Below are 20,181 nucleotides of genomic sequence, written 5' to 3'. Positions count from 1 at the left end.
CGGGCCGCCGAGCGGGAGCGCGCCCGCGCCCGGCAGGCGGCCGTCGCCACCGCCGTCGCCCTGGGCGCGACGCAGGCGCTCGGCGCGATCGAGCACGCGCTGCAGCGGGCGGCCGACGAGCGGGACGCCGCGGAGGCCGCGCGCGCCGAGCGGGAGACCGCGCTGTCCGCGGTGCGGTCGCGGGTCGACGAGACCCAGCGCGAGGTCGCCCGGCTGACGGACGCCGCACACCGGGACGAGGTGCTGCGCGCGGAGCAGCGGCTGCGGGTCGAGCAGCTGCAGGTCCGTGCCGTCGAGGACCTCGGCATCGACCCGACGGTGCTGGTCGAGGAGTTCGGCCCGCACCGGTCCGTCCCGCTCCTCACCCCGCCCGCGGCCGCGACGGGCGACGACGAGGACGCCGGCCCCCGCGAGGTGCCGTACGTCCGCGCCGAGCAGGAGAAGCGGCTGAAGGCGGCCGAGCGCGCGCTGTCGCAGCTGGGCCGGGTCAACCCGCTGGCCCTGGAGGAGTTCGCAGCGCTCGAGGAGCGGCACAAGTTCCTGGTCGAGCAGCTCGCCGACCTCAAGAAGTCGCGCGCCGACCTGCTGGAGATCGTCAAGGAGATCGACGAGCGCGTCGAGCGGGTGTTCGCCGACGCGTACCGCGACACCGCCGAGCAGTTCGACCGGGTGTTCCCGCGGCTGTTCCCCGGCGGCGAGGGCCGGCTGGTGCTGACCGACCCGTCGGACATGCTCACGACGGGCATCGAGGTCGAGGCCCGGCCCGCCGGCAAGAAGGTCAAGCGGCTGTCCCTGCTGTCCGGCGGCGAGCGCTCGCTCACCGCGGTCGCGCTGCTGGTGTCGATCTTCAAGGCCCGGCCGAGCCCGTTCTACGTGATGGACGAGGTCGAGGCCGCGCTCGACGACGCGAACCTAGGCCGGCTGCTGGAGATCTTCCGCGAGCTGCAGGAGGACTCCCAGCTCATCGTCGTCACGCACCAGAAGCGGACGATGGAGATCGCCGACGCGCTGTACGGCGTGACGATGCGCGGCGACGGCGTCACGACGGTCATCTCCCAGCGGCTCCGCGACGAGGTCCCCGCCTGACGGTGTGAAGATCGCGTGGGGGTTCGCCGCCGATGCGGGCGCCGTCCCCGCGGCTCCCGGGTCGACGGCGGACAATCGTCCCCATGGGCGGCTATCTCGTGGTGATCGGGCTGGCGCTCGTCGCGGCCATCGGCGTGATCGTCCTGGCGAACGCGGCGGGCGACGGCGGGACCGACCTGCGCACCTTCTGGGACGACCTCCGCAGCGGGCTGCGCCGGCGCCGGGACCGTGACGCGGAGGCCCCGGTCGTCGACGAGGCGGAGCCGGTGGACGTCCCGTTCGACCAGCTGTTCGCCGAGGCGTCCCAGCCCGACGACGGCTACCTGCAGCTCGACGAGCTCGCGGAGATGCTCGAGCGCACGGGGGAGCGCGCCGTCCGGCTGCGCGGGCACCTGCCCTACCCGCGGGCCGGTGCCGGGGAGCCGGCCGAGCGCCTGGTCGTCCAGGACGGGGTGCCCGCGCCCGCCGTCGCTGACCCGGACCGCGCGCCGGCGCCGCCCGCGCACGCGCGGCGCGTGCCCCGCCGCAGCGGCCACGTGCCGGTCCGGCGGGTCACCGTGGACCCCGCCGCCGCCCGGCCGACCCCGGCCGCGAGCGTCGCCGGTCCTGCGACGCCCCCGCCGTCGGTCCCGCCGCAGCGCGGCGACGCCTGACCGGCGCCGCACCCGCGCCGCGCCCGGCCCGCCCGCCTGACAGACTGTCCCGGTGGACTCGAACGACCTCCTGAACCTGCTCCTCGTCGGCGTGCCGGCCCTGGCGATCCTCGGCGGCGGCGCGGCCGTCCTCCAGCGGCGCCGGAACGCGGGCGACCGCGACCGGACCGACGAGCGCCCCGCGGGGGGCTCCGGCACGGGCACCTCGACGCTCGAGCGGCCGGCCCTGGAGGCCGCGGCCCCCGAGGCCCCGACCGCGCCCGGCGCCCCGGCGCCCGAGGACGCCGCGACCGCCCCCGCGCTCGAGGTCCCCGCCCCGACGGCCGGCCGGCTCACCCGGCTCCGGGACCGCCTGGCCCGCTCCGGCTCGCCGCTCGGCGCCCGCATGCTCCAGGTGCTGTCCCGCGACCACCTGACCGAGGACGACTGGGACGAGCTCGAGGAGACGCTCCTGCTCGCCGACGTCGGCGCCGGCCCGTCCGCCGACCTGGTCGAGTCGATCCGCACCCGGGCCCGCGTCCAGGGCCTGAAGGACCCGGCCCAGGTCCGTGCCCTGCTCCGCGAGCAGCTGCTGGCGCTGGTCGACCCGTCGCTCGACCGGACCCTGTCGACCGCCCCGCAGACCGGGGAGGACGGCGTGACCGTCCCGGCGGTCGTCCTGGTCGTCGGCGTCAACGGCACCGGCAAGACCACGACCGTGGGCAAGCTCTCCCGCGTGCTCGTCGCCGACGGCCGCACCGTGCTGCTCGGCGCGGCCGACACGTTCCGCGCCGCGGCCGCCGACCAGCTCGAGACCTGGGGCTCGCGCGTCGGCGTGCGCACCGTCCGCTCCGACCGCGACGGCGCCGACCCGGCGTCGGTCGCGTTCGCGGCGGTCCGGGAGGGCGCGGCCGAGGGCGTCGACGTGGTCCTGGTCGACACCGCCGGCCGCCTGCAGAACAAGGCCGGCCTCATGGACGAGCTCGGCAAGATCACCCGGGTCATCACCCGCACCGCGCCGCTGTCCGAGGTGCTGCTGGTGCTCGACGCCACCACCGGCCAGAACGGCATGAACCAGGCCCGCGTGTTTGCGGAGGTCGCGGGCGTGACCGGCATCGTGCTGACCAAGCTCGACGGCACGGCCAAGGGCGGCATCGTCGTCGCCGTGCAGCGCGAGCTGGGCGTGCCGGTGAAGCTCGTCGGGCTCGGCGAGGGGCCGGACGACCTGGCGCCGTTCGACCCGGAGGAGTTCGTGGACGGCATCCTGGGGTGACGCCCGGGGCGCCCGCGCCCCGTCCCCGCCGACCGGCCCGCGTCCCGCCCCCTGAGACGCGGGCCGTCCCGTAACACGATGTTGACGCGCGCGGACCGCTCGTCACACCGGTGTAACACCGGTGGCGCCGTCGCGAAACGGCCGCGCACGACTCTGGTCCCCGATCCGGCAGACCGGCCGGCGAGGGGAGAGGCGTTCCACATGGATCTGGACACCGGAGCGACAGCCTGGATGCTGACGTCAGCGTCCCTGGTGCTGCTCATGACGCCGGGACTGGCGTTCTTCTACGGCGGCATGGTGCGCGGCAAGTCCGTGCTCAACATGATGATGATGTCGTTCATCAGCATCGCGGTCGTCGCCGTCGTGTACGTGTTCTGGGGCTGGTCGATGTCCTACGGCTCGGACGTCGCGGGGATCTTCGGCAACCCGTTCGACCAGTTCGGGCTGTCGGGCGCGATCTGGGACGAGAACGGCGAGTACCTGATCGACGGGTACGGCGTGCCGGTCATCGTCGGCGTCGCCTTCCAGGTGACGTTCGCGATCATCACCGTCGCGCTGGTCTCCGGCGCGATCGCCGACCGCGTGAAGTTCGGCACCTGGGTCGCGTTCACCGCGCTGTTCGCGACGCTGAGCTACTTCCCGCTGGCGCACATGGTCTGGGGCGGCGGCGCGCTCTCCGGCTCGGAGAACGGCATCGCCGCGATGCTCTTCGGCACCACCGACGGCGCGGCCACGGTCGCCCCGATCGACTTCGCCGGCGGCACCGTCGTGCACATCAACGCCGGTATCGCGGGCCTGGTGCTCGCGCTGATCGTCGGCCGGCGCAAGGGCTTCGGCAAGGAGCCGATGCGGCCGCACAACCTGCCGTTCGTGATGCTCGGCGCCGCGCTGCTGTGGTTCGGCTGGTTCGGCTTCAACGCGGGCTCGGCGTTCACCGCCGACGGCACCGCGGGCCTCGCCTGGGTGAACACCACCGCCGCCACCGCCGCCGCGATGATCGGCTGGCTCATCACGGAGAAGATCCGCGACGGCCACGCCACCTCGCTCGGTGCCGCGTCCGGCGTCGTCGCGGGTCTGGTCGCCATCACCCCGGCCGCGGGTGCCCTGCGTCCGGTCACCGCCATCATCCTGGGTGTGGTCGCCGGTGCGCTGTGCGCCCTCGCGGTCGGCCTGAAGTACCGGTTCGGCTTCGACGACTCGCTCGACGTGGTCGGCGTCCACCTCGTGGGTGGCCTCGTCGGCACCATCGGCATCGGCTTCCTGGCCGCCGAGGGTGGCCTGTTCTTCGGCGACGGCGTCAAGCTGCTCGTGGTCCAGGTGGTCATCGCCCTGCTGGCGCTGATCTTCTCCGGCTCGGTGACCGCGGTCATCGGGTTCATCCTGAAGGCCACGATGGGCTGGCGGGTCAGCGAGGAGGCCGAGGTCGGCGGGATCGACCTGGCCGTGCACGGTGAGACGGGGTACGAGACGCTGGGCGGCGCCCGCGTGGTGACGGAGGTGAAGGCATGACGAAGCTCGTGACGGCGGTCATCCAGCCGCATCGGCTCGACGACGTGAAGTCCGCCCTCGAGGCGGCGGGGATCCGCGGCCTGACGGTGAGCGAGGCCAGCGGCTACGGCCGCCAGCGCGGTCACACCGAGGTCTACCGGGGGGCCGAGTACACGGTCGACCTGGTCCCGAAGGTCAAGATCGACGTGCTGGTCACGGACGAGGACACCCCCGGTGTCGTCGAGGTCATCGTGAAGGCAGCGCAGACCGGCAAGATCGGCGACGGCAAGGTCTGGGTCGTCCCGGTCGAGGACGTCGCCCGGGTCCGCACCGGCGAGCACGGGCCCGAGGCCCTGTGACCGGGCGGTCCGCCCGAGCATGATCGACGAACGGTCGTCAGGGGGCACGGCCGGCGGCGAGACCCCGGAGGTCCCGCACCCCCAGCACGTGGGGGTGCGGGACCTCCGGGTCGAGCGGCTCGACCTCGCGGCGCGGCTGTCCGGCCCGGACGGCGACGGCGCCGCGCGCCGGCAGGCGGTCTCGGACCTGGTGCTCCGGCGCCTGGCCGAGCTGTGGGAGGACGCCACCGAGGGGCGCGAGACGCCGGGCATCGGGCTCGGTGCGGTCGGCAGCGTGGGCCGCGGCGACGCGAGCCCGGCCAGCGACCTCGACCTGCTGCTAGTGCACGACGGCCGGGGTCACTCGGCCGAGGAGCTCGCGGGGCTCGCGGACCGGCTCTGGTACCCGATCTGGGACGCCGGGCTGGACCTCGACCACTCGGTGCGGTCGCTGGCCCAGTGCCGGCAGGTCGCGTCGAAGGACCTGCCCGCCGCGGTGGGCCTGCTCGACCTGCGCCCCGTCGCGGGCGACCCCGGCATCATCCACCGGGCCCGGTCCGCCCTGCTGGCGGACTGGCGGTCCGCCGCCCGGCGCCGGCTGCCCGAGCTGCTGGCGTCCACCCGGCAGCGCGCGGAGCGGCACGGCGAGCTCGCGTACCTGATCGAGCCGGACCTCAAGGAGGCCCGCGGCGGCATCCGGGACGCGGTCGTGCTGTCCGCGCTCGCCGCCACCTGGCTCACCGACCGCCCGCACGGCGCCGTCGACCGCGCGCACGCGCACCTGCTCGACGTGCGCGACGCCGTGCAGACCGTCAGCCGGCGGCACACGAACCGGCTGCTGCTCGCCGACCAGGACGAGGTCGCCGAGCTGCTGGGCGTGGGGGACCGCGACGACCTGCTGGCCGGCCTGGCCGAGGCCGGCCGCGTCGTGTCCTACGCGCTGGACAGCACCGCCCGGAACGCGCGCCAGGCCCTGGCCCGCCCGGCGCGGCGCCCCGTGCTGGTCCGCGGCCGGCGCACCGCCCCGCGGCTGCGGACCGTCGGCGAGGGCCTCGTCGAGCACGACGGCGAGCTGGTGCTCGCGGCCGACGCCCAGCCCGCCGCCGACCCGCTGCTGTCGCTGCGCGCCGCCGCGACCGCCGCCCGCACCGGGCTCACGCTGTCGCCCATCACCGTCACGAGCCTGGAGCGCACGCCGCCGCTGCCCGAGCCCTGGCCGAAGGCCGCGCGGACGCTCCTGGTGCAGCTGCTCGCCACCGGCCCGGCGCAGGTGCCGGTGTGGGAGGCGCTCGACCTCGCGGGTGTGGTCACCACCTGGATCCCCGAGTGGGCCGGCGTGCGGAACCGCCCCCAGCGCTCGCCCATCCACCGGCACACCGTCGACCGGCACCTCGTCGAGGCCGCCGCGCGCGCCGCCGGGCTGCGCCGGACCGTCGACCGGCCGGAGGTGCTGCTGGTCGCCGCGCTGCTGCACGACATCGGCAAGCGCGCGGGGGCGGGCGACCACTCCGTCGAGGGCGCGCGGCTGGCGGGTCCGGTCGTGGCCCGCATGGGGTTCGGCCCGGACGACGCCGCCGACGTCGCGCGCCTGGTGCGGCAGCACCTGACGCTGTCCGAGCTCGCCACCGGGTCGGACCCGGACGACCCGGCGACGGTCGACGCGCTGCTCGCGGCGGTCGACCACCGGCCCGACCTGCTCGCCCTGCTCCGGGCCCTCACCGAGGCCGACGCGTCGTCCGCCGGACCCACCGCGTGGACGGCGTGGCGCGCGCAGCTCGTCGACGACCTCGTGGCGCGGGCGTCGGCCCGGCTGGCGGGTACCCTGGGACGTCCCTGACCGCCGAGAGAGCGTGAGGATCGCGCGGTGTTCGCCACCCTGTCCGACCGACTGACGTCGACCTTCAAGAACCTGCGCTCCAAGGGGCGGCTGTCCGAGGCGGACATCGACGCCACCGTGCGCGAGATCCGCCGCGCCCTGCTGGACGCCGACGTCGCCGTCCCGGTGGTGCGGCAGTTCACCGGCGCCGTGCGGGAGCGCGCGCTCTCCGCCGAGGTCTCGGGCGCGCTCAACCCGGCGCAGCAGGTCGTCAAGATCGTCAACGACGAGCTGGTGTCGATCCTCGGCGGCCAGAACCGGCCGCTGCACCTCGCGAAGAACCCGCCGAGCGTCATCCTGCTCGCGGGCCTCCAGGGCGCGGGCAAGACCACGCTCGCCGGCAAGCTCGCGCTGCACCTGAAGTCGCAGGGCCACACGCCGCTGCTGGTCGCGGCCGACCTGCAGCGCCCCAACGCAGTCACCCAGCTCCAGGTCGTCGGCGAGCGGGCCGGCGTGCCGGTGTTCGCGCCGCACCCGGGCAACCAGGGCAGCGAGCTCGACGTCGTCGCCGGCGCCGACCCGGTCGCCGTCGCCCGCGAGGGCCTGGCGACCGCGCGGGCGCGCCAGCACGACGTGCTCATCGTCGACACCGCCGGCCGCCTCGGCGTGGACGCCGAGCTCATGCGACAGGCCGCGGACATCCGCGACGCCGTGAGCCCGGACGAGATCCTGTTCGTCATCGACGCGATGATCGGCCAGGACGCCGTCGCCACCGCCACGGCCTTCCAGGAGGGCGTCGGGTTCACCGGCGTCGTGCTGTCCAAGCTCGACGGCGACGCCCGCGGCGGCGCCGCGCTGTCGGTCGCGTCGGTCACCGGCCGGCCGATCCTGTTCGCGTCGACCGGTGAGAAGCTCACCGACTTCGAGGTGTTCCACCCCGACCGGATGGCCTCCCGCATCCTCGACATGGGTGACGTGCTCACCCTCATCGAGCAGGCGGAGCGGGCGTTCGACGCCGAGCAGGCCGAGGAGATGGCGGGCAAGCTCGCCTCCGGCCAGGGCTTCACGCTCGCGGACTTCCTGCAGCAGATGCAGCAGCTGAAGAACATGGGCTCGATGAAGAAGATGCTCGGCATGCTCCCCGGCATGGGGCAGATGCGCGAGGCCATCGAGAACTTCGACGAGCGCGAGGTCGACCGGGTCGAGGCGATCATCCGCTCGATGACCCCGGCCGAGCGCGACAACCCGAAGATCATCAACGGGTCCCGCCGCGCCCGCATCGCGCGCGGCTCCGGCGTCGAGGTGTCCGACGTCAACGGCCTGCTGGAGCGGTTCGCCGGGGCGCAGAAGATGATGCAGCAGATGGCCAAGGGCGGCGGCATGCCGATCCCCGGGATGGGCAACCTCCCGGGCACCGGCAAGAAGGGCCGCGGCCGCGTCGCCCCGTCCAAGAAGGCGAAGGGCAAGTCGGGCAACCCGGCCAAGCGCGCGCAGCAGGAGAAGGCCGCCGCCGACCGCGCCGCGGGCATCGCGCCGGCCGCCGCGCCCGCCGCGAAGGGCTCGGCGTTCGGCATCGGCGGCGGCGCGCCGCAGCAGCAGGACGCGTTCGACCCGTCGAGCATCGAGGACCTGCAGAAGTTCCTCGGCCGCTGACGGCCGCGGACCCGGATCGCGCGAGGGGGCGTGAATGGGGGACGTGCTGCACCTGACCGGCCCGGTCGTCCTGGACGACGACCGGGTCGTCGGCGAGGCGTGGGTCATCGGCGGGCGGCTGACGTTCGACCGGCCGGGCGGGGACTGGACGTCGGTCGACGGGTGGGTGGTCCCGGGCCTGGTGGACGTGCACTGCCACATCGGGCTCGCCGGAGAGGGGGCCGTCGACCGGGCCACCGCCGAGGCGCAAGCCGTGGCCGACCGGGACGCCGGGGTGCTGGTGGTCCGCGACGCGGGCTCGCCCGCCGACACCGGGTGGGTGCACGCCCGCGAGGACCTGCCCCGGCTCATCCGCGCGGGTCGGCACCTCGCGCTGCCCAAGCGGTACCTGCGGCACTACGGGCGGGAGCTCGCGTCCGCCGACGCGCTGCCGGGCGCCGTCGCCGAGGAGGCGGCGCGGGGCGACGGCTGGGTCAAGCTCGTCGCCGACTGGATCGACCGGGGCCTCGGCGCCGACGGCGACCTGCGGCCGCTGTGGCCGGACGACGTGCTGGCGTCCGCGGTGCGGGTCGCGCACGAGGCGGGAGCCCGGGTCACGGCCCACACCTTCTCCGCCGAGGCGCTCGACGGGCTGCTGGACGCGGGCGTCGACTGCCTGGAGCACGCGACCGGCGCGGAGGACCGGCACATCGCCCGCATCGCGGCGGCCGGCATCCCGGTGACGGCGACGCTGCTGCAGGTGGCCCAGTTCGGGGAGATCGCCGGGCGGGCCGACAGGTACCCGGTGTACGCGGCCCGGATGCGGCGGATGCACGGGCGCCGGTACGCGCACGTCCGCGACCTGCACGACGCCGGGGTGCCGATCCTGGTCGGCACCGACGCGGGCGGCACGATCGGGCACGGGCGGATCGCGGACGAGGCGGCCGAGCTGGTCGCGGCGGGGCTCCCGGCGCGCGAGGTGGTCGCGGCGGCGTCGTGGCGGACCCGGGCGTGGCTCGGGGTGCCGGGGCTCGCCGAGGGGGAGAGCGCGGACCTCGTGGTGTACGACGCGGACCCGCGGGAGGACATCGAGGTGCTCGCGGCGCCGCGGGCCGTGGTGCTGCGCGGGGCGCGGGTGGCGTAGCGGGGCGGCGCGGGGACCCGGTGGGGCCTGCGGGCCGCACCGGTCGCGGCTCAGGCGGGCGCGTCGCCCTGGGCCACCTGCAGCACCCGGGTCCGGGCGTGCGCCGCGGGGTCGTCCGTGATCGGCCGCCCGTCGAGCCAGCACCGCACGGCGTGCGCCAGCTCCTCGGGGTGGCTGTAGTTCATCGCGTGCGCGGCGCCCAGGATCACCACGACGGTGAGGTGCCCCGGCCCGAGGTGCGCGAGCTCCCGCACCCGGTGCGGCGGCGGCATCAGCGGGTCGCGCGACCCGACCACCGCGAGGGTCGGCACCGGGGTGCGCAGCAGCCGCTCCAGCGACGGGAACTGCACCATCTCCCGGAACGCGGCCAGCGCCGGCACCGCGCCGTAGTGCGCGTAGTCCGGCAGCGAGTACCGGCCCATCCGGACGTCCTCGCGGACCGAGTCGCGGAGCAGCTGGACCACGGCGCGCGCCAGCGGCTGGTTGTGCGCGCCGCCGGCGGGGGAGGCGAGCACGATCCCCGCGACCCGGTCCGGCGCGCGGTGCGCGGCCTCCAGGCTCACCGGCCCGCCCATCGAGTTGCCCACCAGCACCACCCGGTCCAGGTCCAGCGCGTCGAGGGTGCCGAGCAGGGCGTCCGCGAGGTGCGGGATCGACAGCGGCGGCCTCGGCCCGGGGCTCGCGCCGTGGCCGGGCAGGTCGGGGACGTACGTCGTGCCGCGGTCGGCCAGCGCGGCGGCCGTCGGCAGCAGGTACCGGCCCGACACCGCGAACCCGTGCACGTGCACCAGGGGCGTGGACGCCGGGACCTCGGGGCCGACCCGCACCGTGACGGGGCGCCCGGCGACCTCCACCTCGCGCGTCTCCCAGTCCACGGCGGTCATGCCGCGATCGTGGCAGCGCGCGGGCGGCGGCGACGCACCCGGCGCGGGTGACCCGCGGGCGGGCGGGGCTCGGGCGACCGGGTCCCTCCCGATTCTCGCCAGCCCGCCCGATTCGGCGAGTGGTTCCGCGAGAATCGGTGGGGGTCGCGGGGCGGGAAGCCGCGTGACCCGCGGCACGCGCGCGCAGGGTCGCCCGCACCGGCGCCGGTCTGGCACAATGGCCTGCTGTACTCGGCGCGCGCGGCCCCTCTACCCGCTCGATGCCGTGTCCTCCAGGCCGGACCGGACCGCATGCCCCACGTGCGAACCGCGACGGCCGCCTCGCAGACATCCAGGAGAAGACCACACCGTGGCCACCAAGATCCGCCTCAAGCGTCTCGGCAAGATCCGGGCGCCGTACTACCGCGTCGTCGTCGCGGACTCCCGCACCAAGCGTGACGGTCGCGTCATCGAGGAGATCGGCAAGTACCACCCGACCGAGGAGCCGTCGCTCATCGACATCTCCTCGGAGCGCGCGCAGTACTGGCTGTCCGTCGGCGCCCAGCCGACCGAGCAGGTCCTGGCGCTCCTCAAGGTCACCGGCGACTGGCAGAAGTTCAAGGGCCTCCCGGGCGCCGAGGGCACCCTGCGCACCAAGGCCGCCCCGGCCGACGTGAAGGCCGCTGTCGACGCCGTCGCCGCGGACGCCGAGAAGGCCAAGGCCAAGGCGTCCGAGAAGAAGGCCGCCGCCGCCGAGGCCCCGGCCGCCGACGAGGCGCCGGCCGAGGACGAGCAGGCCTGATGCTCGCCGACGCGCTGGAGCACCTGGTCCGGGGCATCGTCGACCACCCGGACGACGTGCGGGTCGACGCCCGGACGCTCCGCCGCGGCGACCTGCTCGAGGTCCGGGTGCACCCGGACGACCTCGGGCGGGTCATCGGCCGCGGCGGCCGGACCGCCCGCGCGCTGCGCACCGTCGTCGGCGCGCTGTCGTCCGAGGGTCCGGTCCGCGTGGACGTCGTGGACGTCGCCCGGCGGTGAGCCGCGCACCCGGTCGGCCTCGCGCCGGCCGGTGAGACACCGGCACAGGCCCGGTCCCGAGCAGGGGCCGGGCCTGCGTCGTGCCCGCACCCGTACGCTGGTCCGGCCCGGAGCCGGACCCCCCGAGAGGAACCCCATGCTGCTGACGGTCGCCCGGATCGGCCGCGCGCACGGCCTGCGCGGCGAGGTCGCCCTCGACGTGCGCACCGACGACCCCGCGGCGCGCCTCGCGGCCGGTGCGGTGCTCGCGACGGAGCCCGCCGACCGCGGCCCCCTGACGGTCGCGCGCACCCGCGAGCAGCAGGGGCGCTGGTACGTCACGTTCGCGGAGGCGCCCGACCGCACCGCGGCCGAGGCGCTGCGGGGCGTCGACCTGGTCGTGGAGGTCGCGGACGACGCGAGCACCGCCGACGACGACGAGGACGCCTGGTACCCGCACGAGCTCGCCGGGCTGCGCGCCGAGCACGTCGACGGCCGGCTGCTCGGCGAGGTCGTCGGTCTGGAGCACCTGCCGGCGCAGGACGCCCTGGTGCTGCGGGAGCCCGACGGCGCGCGGACGCTGGTGCCGTTCGTGCGCGCGATCGTGCCGGTCGTGGACGTCCCCGGAGGCCGGGTCGTGCTGGACCCGCCCGGCGGGCTGCTGGCGTCGGACGCGGCGAACCTCGTGGTCAGCGACGAGACGCGCGGCGACGCGACGGGGGACGACGACTGACGTGCGCATCGACATCGTCTCGATCTTCCCGGACTACCTGAGCCCGCTCGGCCTGTCCCTGGTGGGCAAGGCCCGCACGAGCGGCCTGGTCGACCTGCGCGTGCACGACCTGCGCGACTGGACCACCGACCGGCACCGCACCGTCGACGACACCCCGTTCGGCGGCGGTGCCGGCATGGTGATGAAGCCCGACGTCTGGGGCGCGGCCCTCGACGACCTGGTGACCGAGGGCAGCCACCTGCTGCTGCCGACCCCGTCCGGTGCCCCGCTCACCCAGCGGCACGCGGAGGCGTGGGCCGCCGACGCCCACCTCGTGATCGCCTGCGGGCGGTACGAGGGCATCGACGCCCGGGTCGCGGCGCACTACACGTCCAGGCCGGGCGTGCGGGTCAGCGAGTACTCCATCGGGGACTACGTGCTCAACGGCGGCGAGGTCGCGGCGATGGTGCTCGTCGAGGCCGTCGTCCGGCTGCTGCCCGGCGTCGTCGGCAACCCGCACTCGCTCGTCGAGGAGTCGCACGGCGCCGCGGGGCTGCTCGAGTACCCCGTGTACACGAAGCCGCCAGCCTGGCGGGACCTCGAGGTCCCCGAGGTGCTGCTGTCCGGGCACCACGGCCGCGTCGAGCGCTGGCGCCGCGACCAGGCGCTCACCCGCACCGCCGCGCGCCGGCCGGACCTGCTCGCGCGGCTCGCGCCGGGCGACCTCGACAAGGCCGACCGGGCGGTGCTGACCGACCTCGGGTGGGCCGTGGGCGACGACGGGCCGGTGCCGGCGGGGGAGTAGCGGCCCGGTTTCGACCGCGGGGCCTCGCCTGTGGCACACTTGACGGTCGGTGCCCGACGGCCCCGCCTCTGCCACAGGGGAGGCGACCACGGCCCGCCGAGCGATCGGCCGCGCACCGCACCTCATGCCACCCGGCGCCCCAGGCGCCGACGATGACGCGCGTGACCTGTGGCACGGCGGGAAAGCGACACACGATGTCCCACATCCTCGACTCGATCGACGCGGCTTCGCTGCGCACCGACGTCCCCGACTTCCGCCCCGGCGACACGCTGAAGGTGAACGTCAAGGTCGTCGAGGGCAACCGCTCCCGCGTCCAGGTCTTCCAGGGCGTCGTGATCGCCCGCCAGGGCGACGGCATCCGCGAGACCTTCACGGTCCGCAAGGTCTCGTTCGGCGTCGGCGTCGAGCGCACCTTCCCGGTGCACTCCCCGACCCTGGAGTCCATCGAGGTCTTCACCCGCGGTGACGTCCGTCGCGCGAAGCTGTACTACCTGCGCAACCTCCGCGGCAAGAAGGCCAAGATCAAGGAGAAGCGCGACGCGGTCCCGGCCAAGCAGGCCTGAGACCTCCGCAGCACGCCGACGGGCGGTCACCCCTCACGGGGGTGGCCGCCCGTCGGTCGTGCCGGGGAGGTTCGGTGCGCACCGGCGCGTGGGTGTGGGCGCGGGTCCGACGACGTGGGAGAGTGATCCGGTGACGGACCAGCACGCAGCACCTGCCGGCCACGAGGCGGGCGGCAGGTCCGAGGAGCGACGGCGCGGACCCGTCACCTCCTTCCTGCGGGAGACCGCGATCATCCTCGTCAGCGCGATCGTGCTGTCGTGGCTGGTCAAGACGTTCCTCGCGCAGGCCTTCTTCATCCCGAGCGCGTCGATGCACGACACGCTGCTCGAGGGCGACCGCGTGCTCGTGAGCAAGCTCGCGCCCGGGCCGCTCGACATCCACCGGGGCGACATCGTCGTGTTCTCGGACCCCGGCGGCTGGCTGGACCAGCAGACCGTCCCGGAGACGAACGTCGTCCAGGACGCCCTCATCGCGATCGGCCTCATGCCGCAGCAGTCCGAGGACCACCTCATCAAGCGCGTCATCGGCCTGCCCGGGGACCGGGTCGCCTCGACGGGCGACGGCTCGCCGCTCACCGTCAACGGCGAGCCGGTCGACGAGTCCGAGTACCTCGCGCCCGGCGCCAGCCCGAGCCACATCGCGTTCGACGTCGTGGTGCCCTCCGGGTCCGTCTGGGTCATGGGCGACAACCGGCAGCAGTCCGCGGACTCGCGGTTCCACCTCGGCGACCCCGGCGGCGGCTCCGTGCCGATCGACGACGTCGTCGGCACCGCGTTCGTCAAGCTGTGGCCCCTCGACCGGATCGGGCTGCTGCGCAACCCGGGCGACGTGTTCGCCGACGTCCCGGACCCGTCGTGACCGCCGCCGGACGGGCGCGCACCGCCTGGAACCGGGCCGCGCCGACGCTCCGGGTGGAGCGCCAGATCATCCGGGACGGCGTCCCGGCCCTCGCGTGCGCCGACGAGGTCGGGCGCGGCAGCCTCAGCGGCCCCGTGACCGTCGGCGTCGTCGTGGTGACCGCGGAGAGCCGCGCCGTGCCGCAGGGCGTTCGGGACTCCAAGCTGCTGAGCTCCGCCGAGCGCGAGCGGCTCGCCCCGCTCATCCGCCGCTGGGCAGCCTGCTGGTCGGTCGGGCACGCCGAGCCCGCCGAGATCGACGCGTACGGCATCATCGCGGCCCTGCGCCTCGCCGCGCACCGCGCCCTCGCGGGGCTCGAGACCGCACCGGGCGCCCTGCTGCTCGACGGCAACCACGACTACGTGACGACCCCGGCGCAGGACGCGCTGATCGGGCCGCCGGCCGTGCTCGACGTCGTGCCGCCCGTGCGGACCATCGTCAAGGCGGACCTCCGGTGCGCCGCCGTCGCCGCCGCGAGCATCCTCGCGAAGACCGAGCGCGACGCGATCATGACCCGGCTGCACGACGACCACCCCGAGTACGGGTGGGCCGAGAACAAGGGCTACTCCGCGCCCGAGCACCTGGCGGCCCTGCGCCGGCTCGGGCCCACGCCGCACCACCGGACGTCCTGGCGGCTGCCGGGCGTCGAGGCGGGCGCGGGGGTGCGCGCGGACGCCGTCGCGGGCGTGCCGGGCGCCGCCGCGCTCGACGACGCGCTGCTCGCCGGCGAGCCGCTGACGCTCGACGTCGCGGGCTGACGTCGCGGCCCGGCGCGTGCGCCGGTTGCGGGCCGATGTGCCCGGATGGGGGATGATGGGTCGGTGAGCGCCGAGGACCTGGAGAACTACGAGACCGAGATGGAGCTCGCGCTGTACCGCGAGTACCGCGATGCCGTCGGCCTCTTCTCGTACGTCGTCGAGACCGAGCGTCGGTTCTACCTGGCGAACCACGTGGACCTGCAGGTCCGCTCCGCCGCGGGCGAGGTGTACTTCGAGCTGACGCTCGCCGACGCGTGGGTGTGGGACGTCTACCGCTCCGCGCGGTTCGTGAAGTCGGTGCGCGTGGTGACGTTCAAGGACGTCAACGTCGAGGAGCTGGTCAAGGCCGACCTGGATCTCGGCTCGGGTGGTGGCTTCGGGCGGTAGCCCTCCCGCTCGTGGGGCGGGCACCGAGTCCTCCACAGGCGCGGCTGCGCGCGTCGTCCCCAGCACCGCCGGGGCGGGGCGGCGGGTCGCCTCCCGGCCCCGGCAGCCTCGGTGCCGGAGGTGGTGCCGATGCGCACGCGGAACGAGACGGGCCGGCTGGGTGAGGACCTGGCGGCGCGGCTGCTGGAGAACGAGGGCTGGACGGTCCTCGACCGGAACTGGTTCGGGCCGGGCGGCGAGCTCGACCTGGTGGCCCTCGACCCCGACGAGGACGCCGTCGTCGGCGTCGAGGTGAAGACGCGCCGGACGGCGACCTACGGGACGCCGCACGAGGCCGTGACACCGCGGAAGGTGCAGCGGCTGCGCGTGCTGCTCGGCGCCTGGCTCGCAGAGCACGACGTGCATGCCGGCTCGATCCGGCTCGACCTCGTGGCCGTCGAGCTGCGCGACGGGCGCCCGCCCCGCGCCGAGCACCTCACGGGCATCGGCTGATGGCGCTCGGGCGCACCCGGGCCGTCGGGCTCGTCGGGCTCACCGGGCACCTCGTCGAGGTCGAGGCGCACCTCGCGTCGTCGCTGCCCGCCTTCGCGCTGGTCGGGCTGCCGGACGCCTCGCTCGCCGAGGCGCGGGACCGCGTGCGGGCGGCCGTCGGGTCGACCGGCCTCACCTGGCCGAACCGCCGCATCACGGTCAACCTGTCGCCCGCCGCGCTGCCCAAGTCGGGGCCGGGGTTCGACCTCGCGGTCGCCGTCGCCGTGCTCGCCGCGGCCGAGCTCCTGGAGGCGCCGCGGGCCGCGGGCGTCGTGCACCTCGGCGAGCTGGGCCTCGACGGGCGCCTCCGCCCGGTGCGGGGCGTCCTGCCGGCCGTCGCCGCCGCCGTCGCCGCCGGGCACCCCGACGTCGTCGTCCCGGAGGCCGACGCGCCCGAGGCCGCCCTGGTCCCGGGCGCGCGGGTCGTCGCCTGCCGCAGCCTCGCGGAGGTCGTCCGGCGGTACGGCGGGGCCGTCGCCGTCCCGGACGTGCCGGCCGTCCCGCCCGCACGGGTCGGCGGGGCGCACCGCACGCCGTCCGGGGACCTCGCCGACGTGCTCGGGCAGGGCGAGGCCCGTGCGGCCGTCGAGATCGCCGCGGCCGGAGGGCACCACCTGCTGCTCGTGGGGCCGCCCGGGGCGGGCAAGACCATGCTGGCCTCCCGGCTGCCGGGGCTGCTGCCCGACCTGGACGAGGCCGAGGCCGTCGAGGTCACCGCGGTGCACTCGGTGGCCGGCACGTTCGACCCCGACGGCGGGCTGCTGCACCGGCCGCCCTTCGAGGACCCGCACCACACCGCGACGCCCGCCAGCATCGTCGGCGGCGGCTCCGGGATGCCGCGGCCGGGCGCGGCATCCCGGGCGCACCGCGGGGTGCTGTTCCTCGACGAGGCCCCCGAGTTCCCGACGGCCGTCCTGCAGACGCTCCGGCAGCCGCTCGAGCACGGCGAGGTCGTCGTGCACCGCGCGGCCGGCGCCGCCCGGTACCCGGCGCGGTTCCAGCTCGTCCTCGCGGCCAACCCCTGCCCGTGCGGGCGGGCCGTCGGCACCGGGATCGCCTGCACCTGCCGCTCGCTCGAGCGGCGGCGGTACTTCGGCAAGATCTCCGGGCCGCTGCTCGACCGCGTCGACGTCCAGGTCGAGGTCCCCGCGGTCCGGAGGGCCGAGCTCGGCGAACCCGCGGAGAGCACCGCCACCGTCGCCGCGCGCGTGGCCGCCGCCCGGACCGCCCAGGCCGGCCGGTGGGCGGGGACGCCCTGGCGGCTCAACGGCGACGTGCCGGGGCGGGTGCTTCGTGACCGGCTGGGACCGGGCCGCGCGCTGCTCGGTCTCGTCGACCGGGGGATCGACCGGGGCACGCTCACGCTCCGCGGCGCCGACCGGGTGCTGCGCCTGGCCTGGACCGTCGCTGACCTCGCGGGCCGCGCGGCCCCCTCGACGGACGACGTCGGACGGGCCGTCGCGCTGCGGACCCGGGGGCAGGGGGCATGAGCGCGGGGGAGGGTGCGGCCGCCGAGCGGGGCGGCGAGGCGTGGGCACGGGCCGCGTGGAGCATCGTCGCGGAGCCCGGCGACACCACGGCGGGTGCCGTCGTGGCGGCCCTGGGCGCCCCGGCGGCGCTCGCCTGGGCGCTCTGGGCGGTGACAGCGACCCCGACGGAGGCTGCGCGCCGGCTGCGCGACCTGGCGCGCGCCGACGCCGGGACACCCGCCTCGGTCGAGACCGGCGCGGGACCCGGACCGGTCGGTGCGGGTGCCGCCGACCCCTGGCCGGCGGGCACCCACCGCGTGCTCGGACGGGCGGTTCCCCGGTGGGCTCCGCGGCTGGCGGACCTGGACCCGCGACCGGCGCTGGACGAGCTCGCGGCGCGGGGCGGTGCCCTCCTGGTGCCGGGCGACCCGGCCTGGCCGCGCGCGCTCGACGACCTCGGCCCCGCCGCGCCGCTCTGCCTCTGGCTCCGCGGCGACCCCGAGCTCGCTGGCGCGGCGGCGCGGTCGGCGGCCGTCGTCGGGGCCCGGGCGGCTACGGCCTACGGCGAGCGCGTCGCGGGCGACCTCGGCGCCGGGCTGGCCGACCGCGGCGTCACCGTGGTCTCGGGCGGGGCGTTCGGCGTCGACGTCGCCGCCCACCGCGGCGCCCTGGCGGTGGGTGGGCGGACGGTCGCCCTCCTCGCGGGTGGCATCGACCGCCCGTCGCCGGCGGGCAACCTCGCCGTCCTGGAGCGGATCGTCGACGCCGGGGGTGCCCTCGTCGCCGAGAGCCCGCCCGGCACGCCGCCGAGCCGCGCCCGGTTCCTCCAGCGCAACCGCGTCATCGCGGCGCTCGCGAGGGTGACCGTGGTCGTCGAGGCCGCGTGGCGCAGCGGGGCGCTGAGCACCGCCGCGCGCGCGGGCGAGCTGCTGCGTCCCGTCGGCGCCGTGCCCGGCCCCGTGACGTCCGTCGCGTCCGCCGGGTGCCACCGGCTGCTGCGGGACGGGGCGGCCGTGTGCGTGACCGACGCGGCGGAGGTCGTCGAGCTGATCGACCCGCCCGACCCGGGCGGCGAGGCGGACGGCGGCGTGGCGTCGGGGTCGGGGTCGGTGTCGGGGTCGGGGTCGGTGTTGGAACCCTCGGGCGCGGGTCGGCCACCGGGTCCCGCCGACCGGTCGGACAGCCCCGCAGCCCGCACCCTGGACGCGCTCGACCGCCGGCGGGCCCGCACCGTGGCGGAGGTCGCCCGGCGCGCCGGCCTCGGCGAGGGCGAGGCGATCGCGGCGCTCGGCCTGCTCGAGCTCGCGGGGGACGCGATCGAGGTGGCTGGGCGGTGGCGCCGGGGTGGTGAGCGGCCGCGAGGTGGCCGGGCGCTGGCGCCGGGGCGGTGACCCGCCGTGGGGTGGCGCCGTCTCGGTGCGCCGTCCGGCCGCGGCACGGAGCGGTGGTGCTCGCACCGGCGTGCCGAGCCGCGCGGGCGCGACCGGGAAGTAAAACCACACATTCGGTCGGTGATGCGTGCGTTCTCGCGGTCGCGGCCTTCGGGGCGTCCGCGGTTCACCCGTGCGGCCCCTCGTCAGCAGGCCGCGGCTGCGCTCCGGCGATCTCGCGCGTGGGAAAACGCATTCACCCACCCGGCGCACATCCCGGGCCGCCGCCCGGTGTCCGACAGGTGGACGCGATCGCCCCGGAACCGCTGCCGAACGGTAGGAAATTGCGTCGTGGAATCGGACATTTGACCGTGATTCGTACAGGGGTGGGTGAAACGCGCCACAGACCGCTTGTCGCCCGGAGGTGTGACAGGTGACCGTAGTGCCGTGCACACGGGGGCTGCAGCGGGACCGGGCCGGGGGACATCCCCGGTGACCGACGCGTTCGCGCTCCACCTGCGCACCCAGCGCGGCCTCTCCGACAACACCGTGCGGGCCTACCTCGGCGACCTGGAGCACCTCGCGGGGTACGCGCGGCGCCAGGGCGTGGCCGACCTGCTCGCCGTCGACCTCACGGTCCTGCGCGGCTGGCTCGCCTCGATGGCGACCGCCGAGCGCAGCCGCGCCACGCTGGCCCGGCGCGGCGCCGCCGCCCGCACGTTCTACGCCTGGGCGGCGCGGACCGGCCGCGTCGCGCAGGACCCGGCGCTGCGTCTGGCGAGCGCCCGCCCGGCGTCGCACCTGCCGACCGTGCTCGACCAGGGCGCGGCCGCCGCGCTGCTCGACACCGCCCGGGTGCGGGCGGACGACGGCGACCCGGTGCACCTGCGGGACTGGGCGGCGCTCGAGCTGCTGTACGCGACCGGTGCGCGCGTCGGCGAGCTGTGCGGCGCGAACGTCGACGACCTGGACCTGGCGACGCGCACGATGCGCCTCACCGGCAAGGGCGACAAGCAGCGCGTCGTCCCGGTCGGGGAGCTGGCGGTCGAGGCGGTCGAGGCCTGGCTGGCCCGCGGCCGGCCGGCGCTCGCCACGGAGACCTCCGGCCCGGCGCTCCTGCTCGGCCGCCGCGGCGCCCGTGCGGACCAGCGCCAGCTGCGCCGGGCGGTGCACGACGTGTCGGCCGCCGCCGGGGTGAGCGACGTGGCCCCCCACGCGCTCCGGCACTCGGCCGCGACGCACCTGCTGGAGGGCGGCTCCGACCTCCGCAGCGTGCAAGAGGTGCTGGGGCACGCGAGCCTCGCCACCACCCAGCGCTACACCCACGTGACCGCGGACCGCCTCCGCGCGTCCTTCGAGCAGGCTCACCCCCGCGCATGACGTCCGAGATGGAGAG

21 protein-coding genes are annotated in these 20,181 nt (G+C 76.2%); 20 read left to right on the top strand and 1 reads right to left on the bottom strand.

Going from position 1 to position 20,181, the window contains the following annotated elements; genetic code table 11:
• The 8 genes from KVT14_RS13035 to KVT14_RS13000 all read left to right on the top strand — a co-directional run.
• On the top strand, positions 1-1,086 hold a 1,086-nt coding region (locus KVT14_RS13035; protein WP_217616052.1), incomplete at its 5' end, for an AAA family ATPase.
• 83 nt (positions 1,087-1,169) lie between these two features.
• A complete protein-coding gene (locus tag KVT14_RS13030) occupies positions 1,170-1,739 on the top strand; it encodes a hypothetical protein (protein ID WP_217616051.1) in 570 nt (189 codons plus the stop codon).
• A gap of 52 nt (positions 1,740-1,791) precedes the next feature.
• On the top strand, positions 1,792-2,991 hold the full coding sequence (gene ftsY / locus KVT14_RS13025) for a signal recognition particle-docking protein FtsY (RefSeq protein ID WP_217616050.1): 1,200 nt from the start codon (positions 1,792-1,794) through the stop codon (positions 2,989-2,991).
• 201 nt (positions 2,992-3,192) lie between these two features.
• Complete coding sequence (locus KVT14_RS13020) at positions 3,193-4,500, top strand: ammonium transporter (protein WP_217616049.1); 1,308 nt, start codon at positions 3,193-3,195, stop codon at positions 4,498-4,500.
• Entirely contained in the window at positions 4,497-4,838 is a 342-nt protein-coding gene (locus KVT14_RS13015) for a P-II family nitrogen regulator (protein ID WP_147793882.1), read from the top strand. Before KVT14_RS13020 ends, KVT14_RS13015 begins: the two co-directional genes overlap by 4 nt.
• A gap of 19 nt (positions 4,839-4,857) precedes the next feature.
• On the top strand, positions 4,858-6,654 hold the full coding sequence (locus tag KVT14_RS13010) for a [protein-PII] uridylyltransferase (protein WP_217616048.1): 1,797 nt from the start codon (positions 4,858-4,860) through the stop codon (positions 6,652-6,654).
• 27 nt (positions 6,655-6,681) lie between these two features.
• Positions 6,682-8,286, top strand: a complete 1,605-nt coding sequence (gene ffh, locus KVT14_RS13005) for a signal recognition particle protein (protein ID WP_217616047.1) — start codon at positions 6,682-6,684, stop codon at positions 8,284-8,286.
• A gap of 34 nt (positions 8,287-8,320) precedes the next feature.
• Positions 8,321-9,409, top strand: a complete 1,089-nt coding sequence (locus tag KVT14_RS13000) for an amidohydrolase family protein (RefSeq protein ID WP_217616046.1) — start codon at positions 8,321-8,323, stop codon at positions 9,407-9,409.
• Between the two features lie 50 nt (positions 9,410-9,459).
• Here the strand turns inward: KVT14_RS13000 and KVT14_RS12995 are convergent, their stop codons facing one another.
• On the bottom strand, positions 9,460-10,293 hold the full coding sequence (locus KVT14_RS12995; protein WP_217616045.1) for an alpha/beta fold hydrolase: 834 nt from the start codon (positions 10,291-10,293) through the stop codon (positions 9,460-9,462).
• 349 nt (positions 10,294-10,642) lie between these two features.
• Here KVT14_RS12995 and rpsP point away from each other — a divergent pair, with 349 nt between their 5' ends.
• The 12 genes from rpsP to KVT14_RS12935 all read left to right on the top strand — a co-directional run bounded on the left by rpsP (position 10,643) and on the right by KVT14_RS12935 (position 20,165).
• Positions 10,643-11,074 (top strand): 30S ribosomal protein S16, encoded by a 432-nt coding sequence (rpsP, locus tag KVT14_RS12990; protein WP_147793877.1) that lies wholly within the window; start codon positions 10,643-10,645, stop codon positions 11,072-11,074.
• Complete coding sequence (locus KVT14_RS12985; RefSeq protein ID WP_147793876.1) at positions 11,074-11,313, top strand: RNA-binding protein; 240 nt, start codon at positions 11,074-11,076, stop codon at positions 11,311-11,313. Before rpsP ends, KVT14_RS12985 begins: the two co-directional genes overlap by 1 nt.
• 136 nt (positions 11,314-11,449) lie before the next feature.
• Positions 11,450-12,025, top strand: coding sequence for a ribosome maturation factor RimM (rimM, locus tag KVT14_RS12980; protein ID WP_147793875.1), 576 nt, complete (start codon positions 11,450-11,452; stop codon positions 12,023-12,025).
• Position 12,026: 1 nt separating this feature from the next.
• On the top strand, positions 12,027-12,809 hold the full coding sequence (trmD, locus tag KVT14_RS12975; protein ID WP_217616044.1) for a tRNA (guanosine(37)-N1)-methyltransferase TrmD: 783 nt from the start codon (positions 12,027-12,029) through the stop codon (positions 12,807-12,809).
• Positions 12,810-13,003: 194 nt separating this feature from the next.
• The gene (gene rplS / locus KVT14_RS12970) at positions 13,004-13,372 is read left to right on the top strand and encodes a 50S ribosomal protein L19 (RefSeq protein ID WP_147793873.1); all 369 of its coding nucleotides are present in this window, start codon (positions 13,004-13,006) and stop codon (positions 13,370-13,372) included.
• Positions 13,373-13,502: 130 nt separating this feature from the next.
• On the top strand, positions 13,503-14,231 hold the full coding sequence (gene lepB, locus KVT14_RS12965) for a signal peptidase I (RefSeq protein WP_308161061.1): 729 nt from the start codon (positions 13,503-13,505) through the stop codon (positions 14,229-14,231).
• On the top strand, positions 14,228-15,028 hold the full coding sequence (locus KVT14_RS12960; RefSeq protein ID WP_217616042.1) for a ribonuclease HII: 801 nt from the start codon (positions 14,228-14,230) through the stop codon (positions 15,026-15,028). Before lepB ends, KVT14_RS12960 begins: the two co-directional genes overlap by 4 nt.
• 63 nt (positions 15,029-15,091) lie before the next feature.
• Positions 15,092-15,415 (top strand): DUF2469 domain-containing protein, encoded by a 324-nt coding sequence (locus KVT14_RS12955; protein ID WP_147793871.1) that lies wholly within the window; start codon positions 15,092-15,094, stop codon positions 15,413-15,415.
• 129 nt (positions 15,416-15,544) lie between these two features.
• Positions 15,545-15,907: a YraN family protein gene (locus tag KVT14_RS12950; RefSeq protein ID WP_217616041.1), complete on the top strand. Its 363-nt coding sequence runs from the start codon at positions 15,545-15,547 to the stop codon at positions 15,905-15,907.
• Positions 15,907-17,436: a YifB family Mg chelatase-like AAA ATPase gene (locus tag KVT14_RS12945; protein ID WP_217616040.1), complete on the top strand. Its 1,530-nt coding sequence runs from the start codon at positions 15,907-15,909 to the stop codon at positions 17,434-17,436. Before KVT14_RS12950 ends, KVT14_RS12945 begins: the two co-directional genes overlap by 1 nt.
• The gene (dprA, locus tag KVT14_RS12940; RefSeq protein WP_217616039.1) at positions 17,433-18,806 is read left to right on the top strand and encodes a DNA-processing protein DprA; all 1,374 of its coding nucleotides are present in this window, start codon (positions 17,433-17,435) and stop codon (positions 18,804-18,806) included. Before KVT14_RS12945 ends, dprA begins: the two co-directional genes overlap by 4 nt.
• Before the next feature lie 471 nt (positions 18,807-19,277).
• The gene (locus KVT14_RS12935) at positions 19,278-20,165 is read left to right on the top strand and encodes a tyrosine recombinase XerC (protein WP_308161060.1); all 888 of its coding nucleotides are present in this window, start codon (positions 19,278-19,280) and stop codon (positions 20,163-20,165) included.
• Positions 20,166-20,181: the final 16 nt, after the last annotated feature.

The sequence above is a fragment of the Cellulomonas sp. GbtcB1 genome, assembly GCF_019091725.1.
Taxonomy (GTDB): Bacteria; Actinomycetota; Actinomycetes; order Actinomycetales; family Cellulomonadaceae; genus Cellulomonas.
The sequence above is the reverse complement of the archived record's forward strand: the minus strand, read 5'-3'. Positions and strand labels throughout refer to the sequence as shown.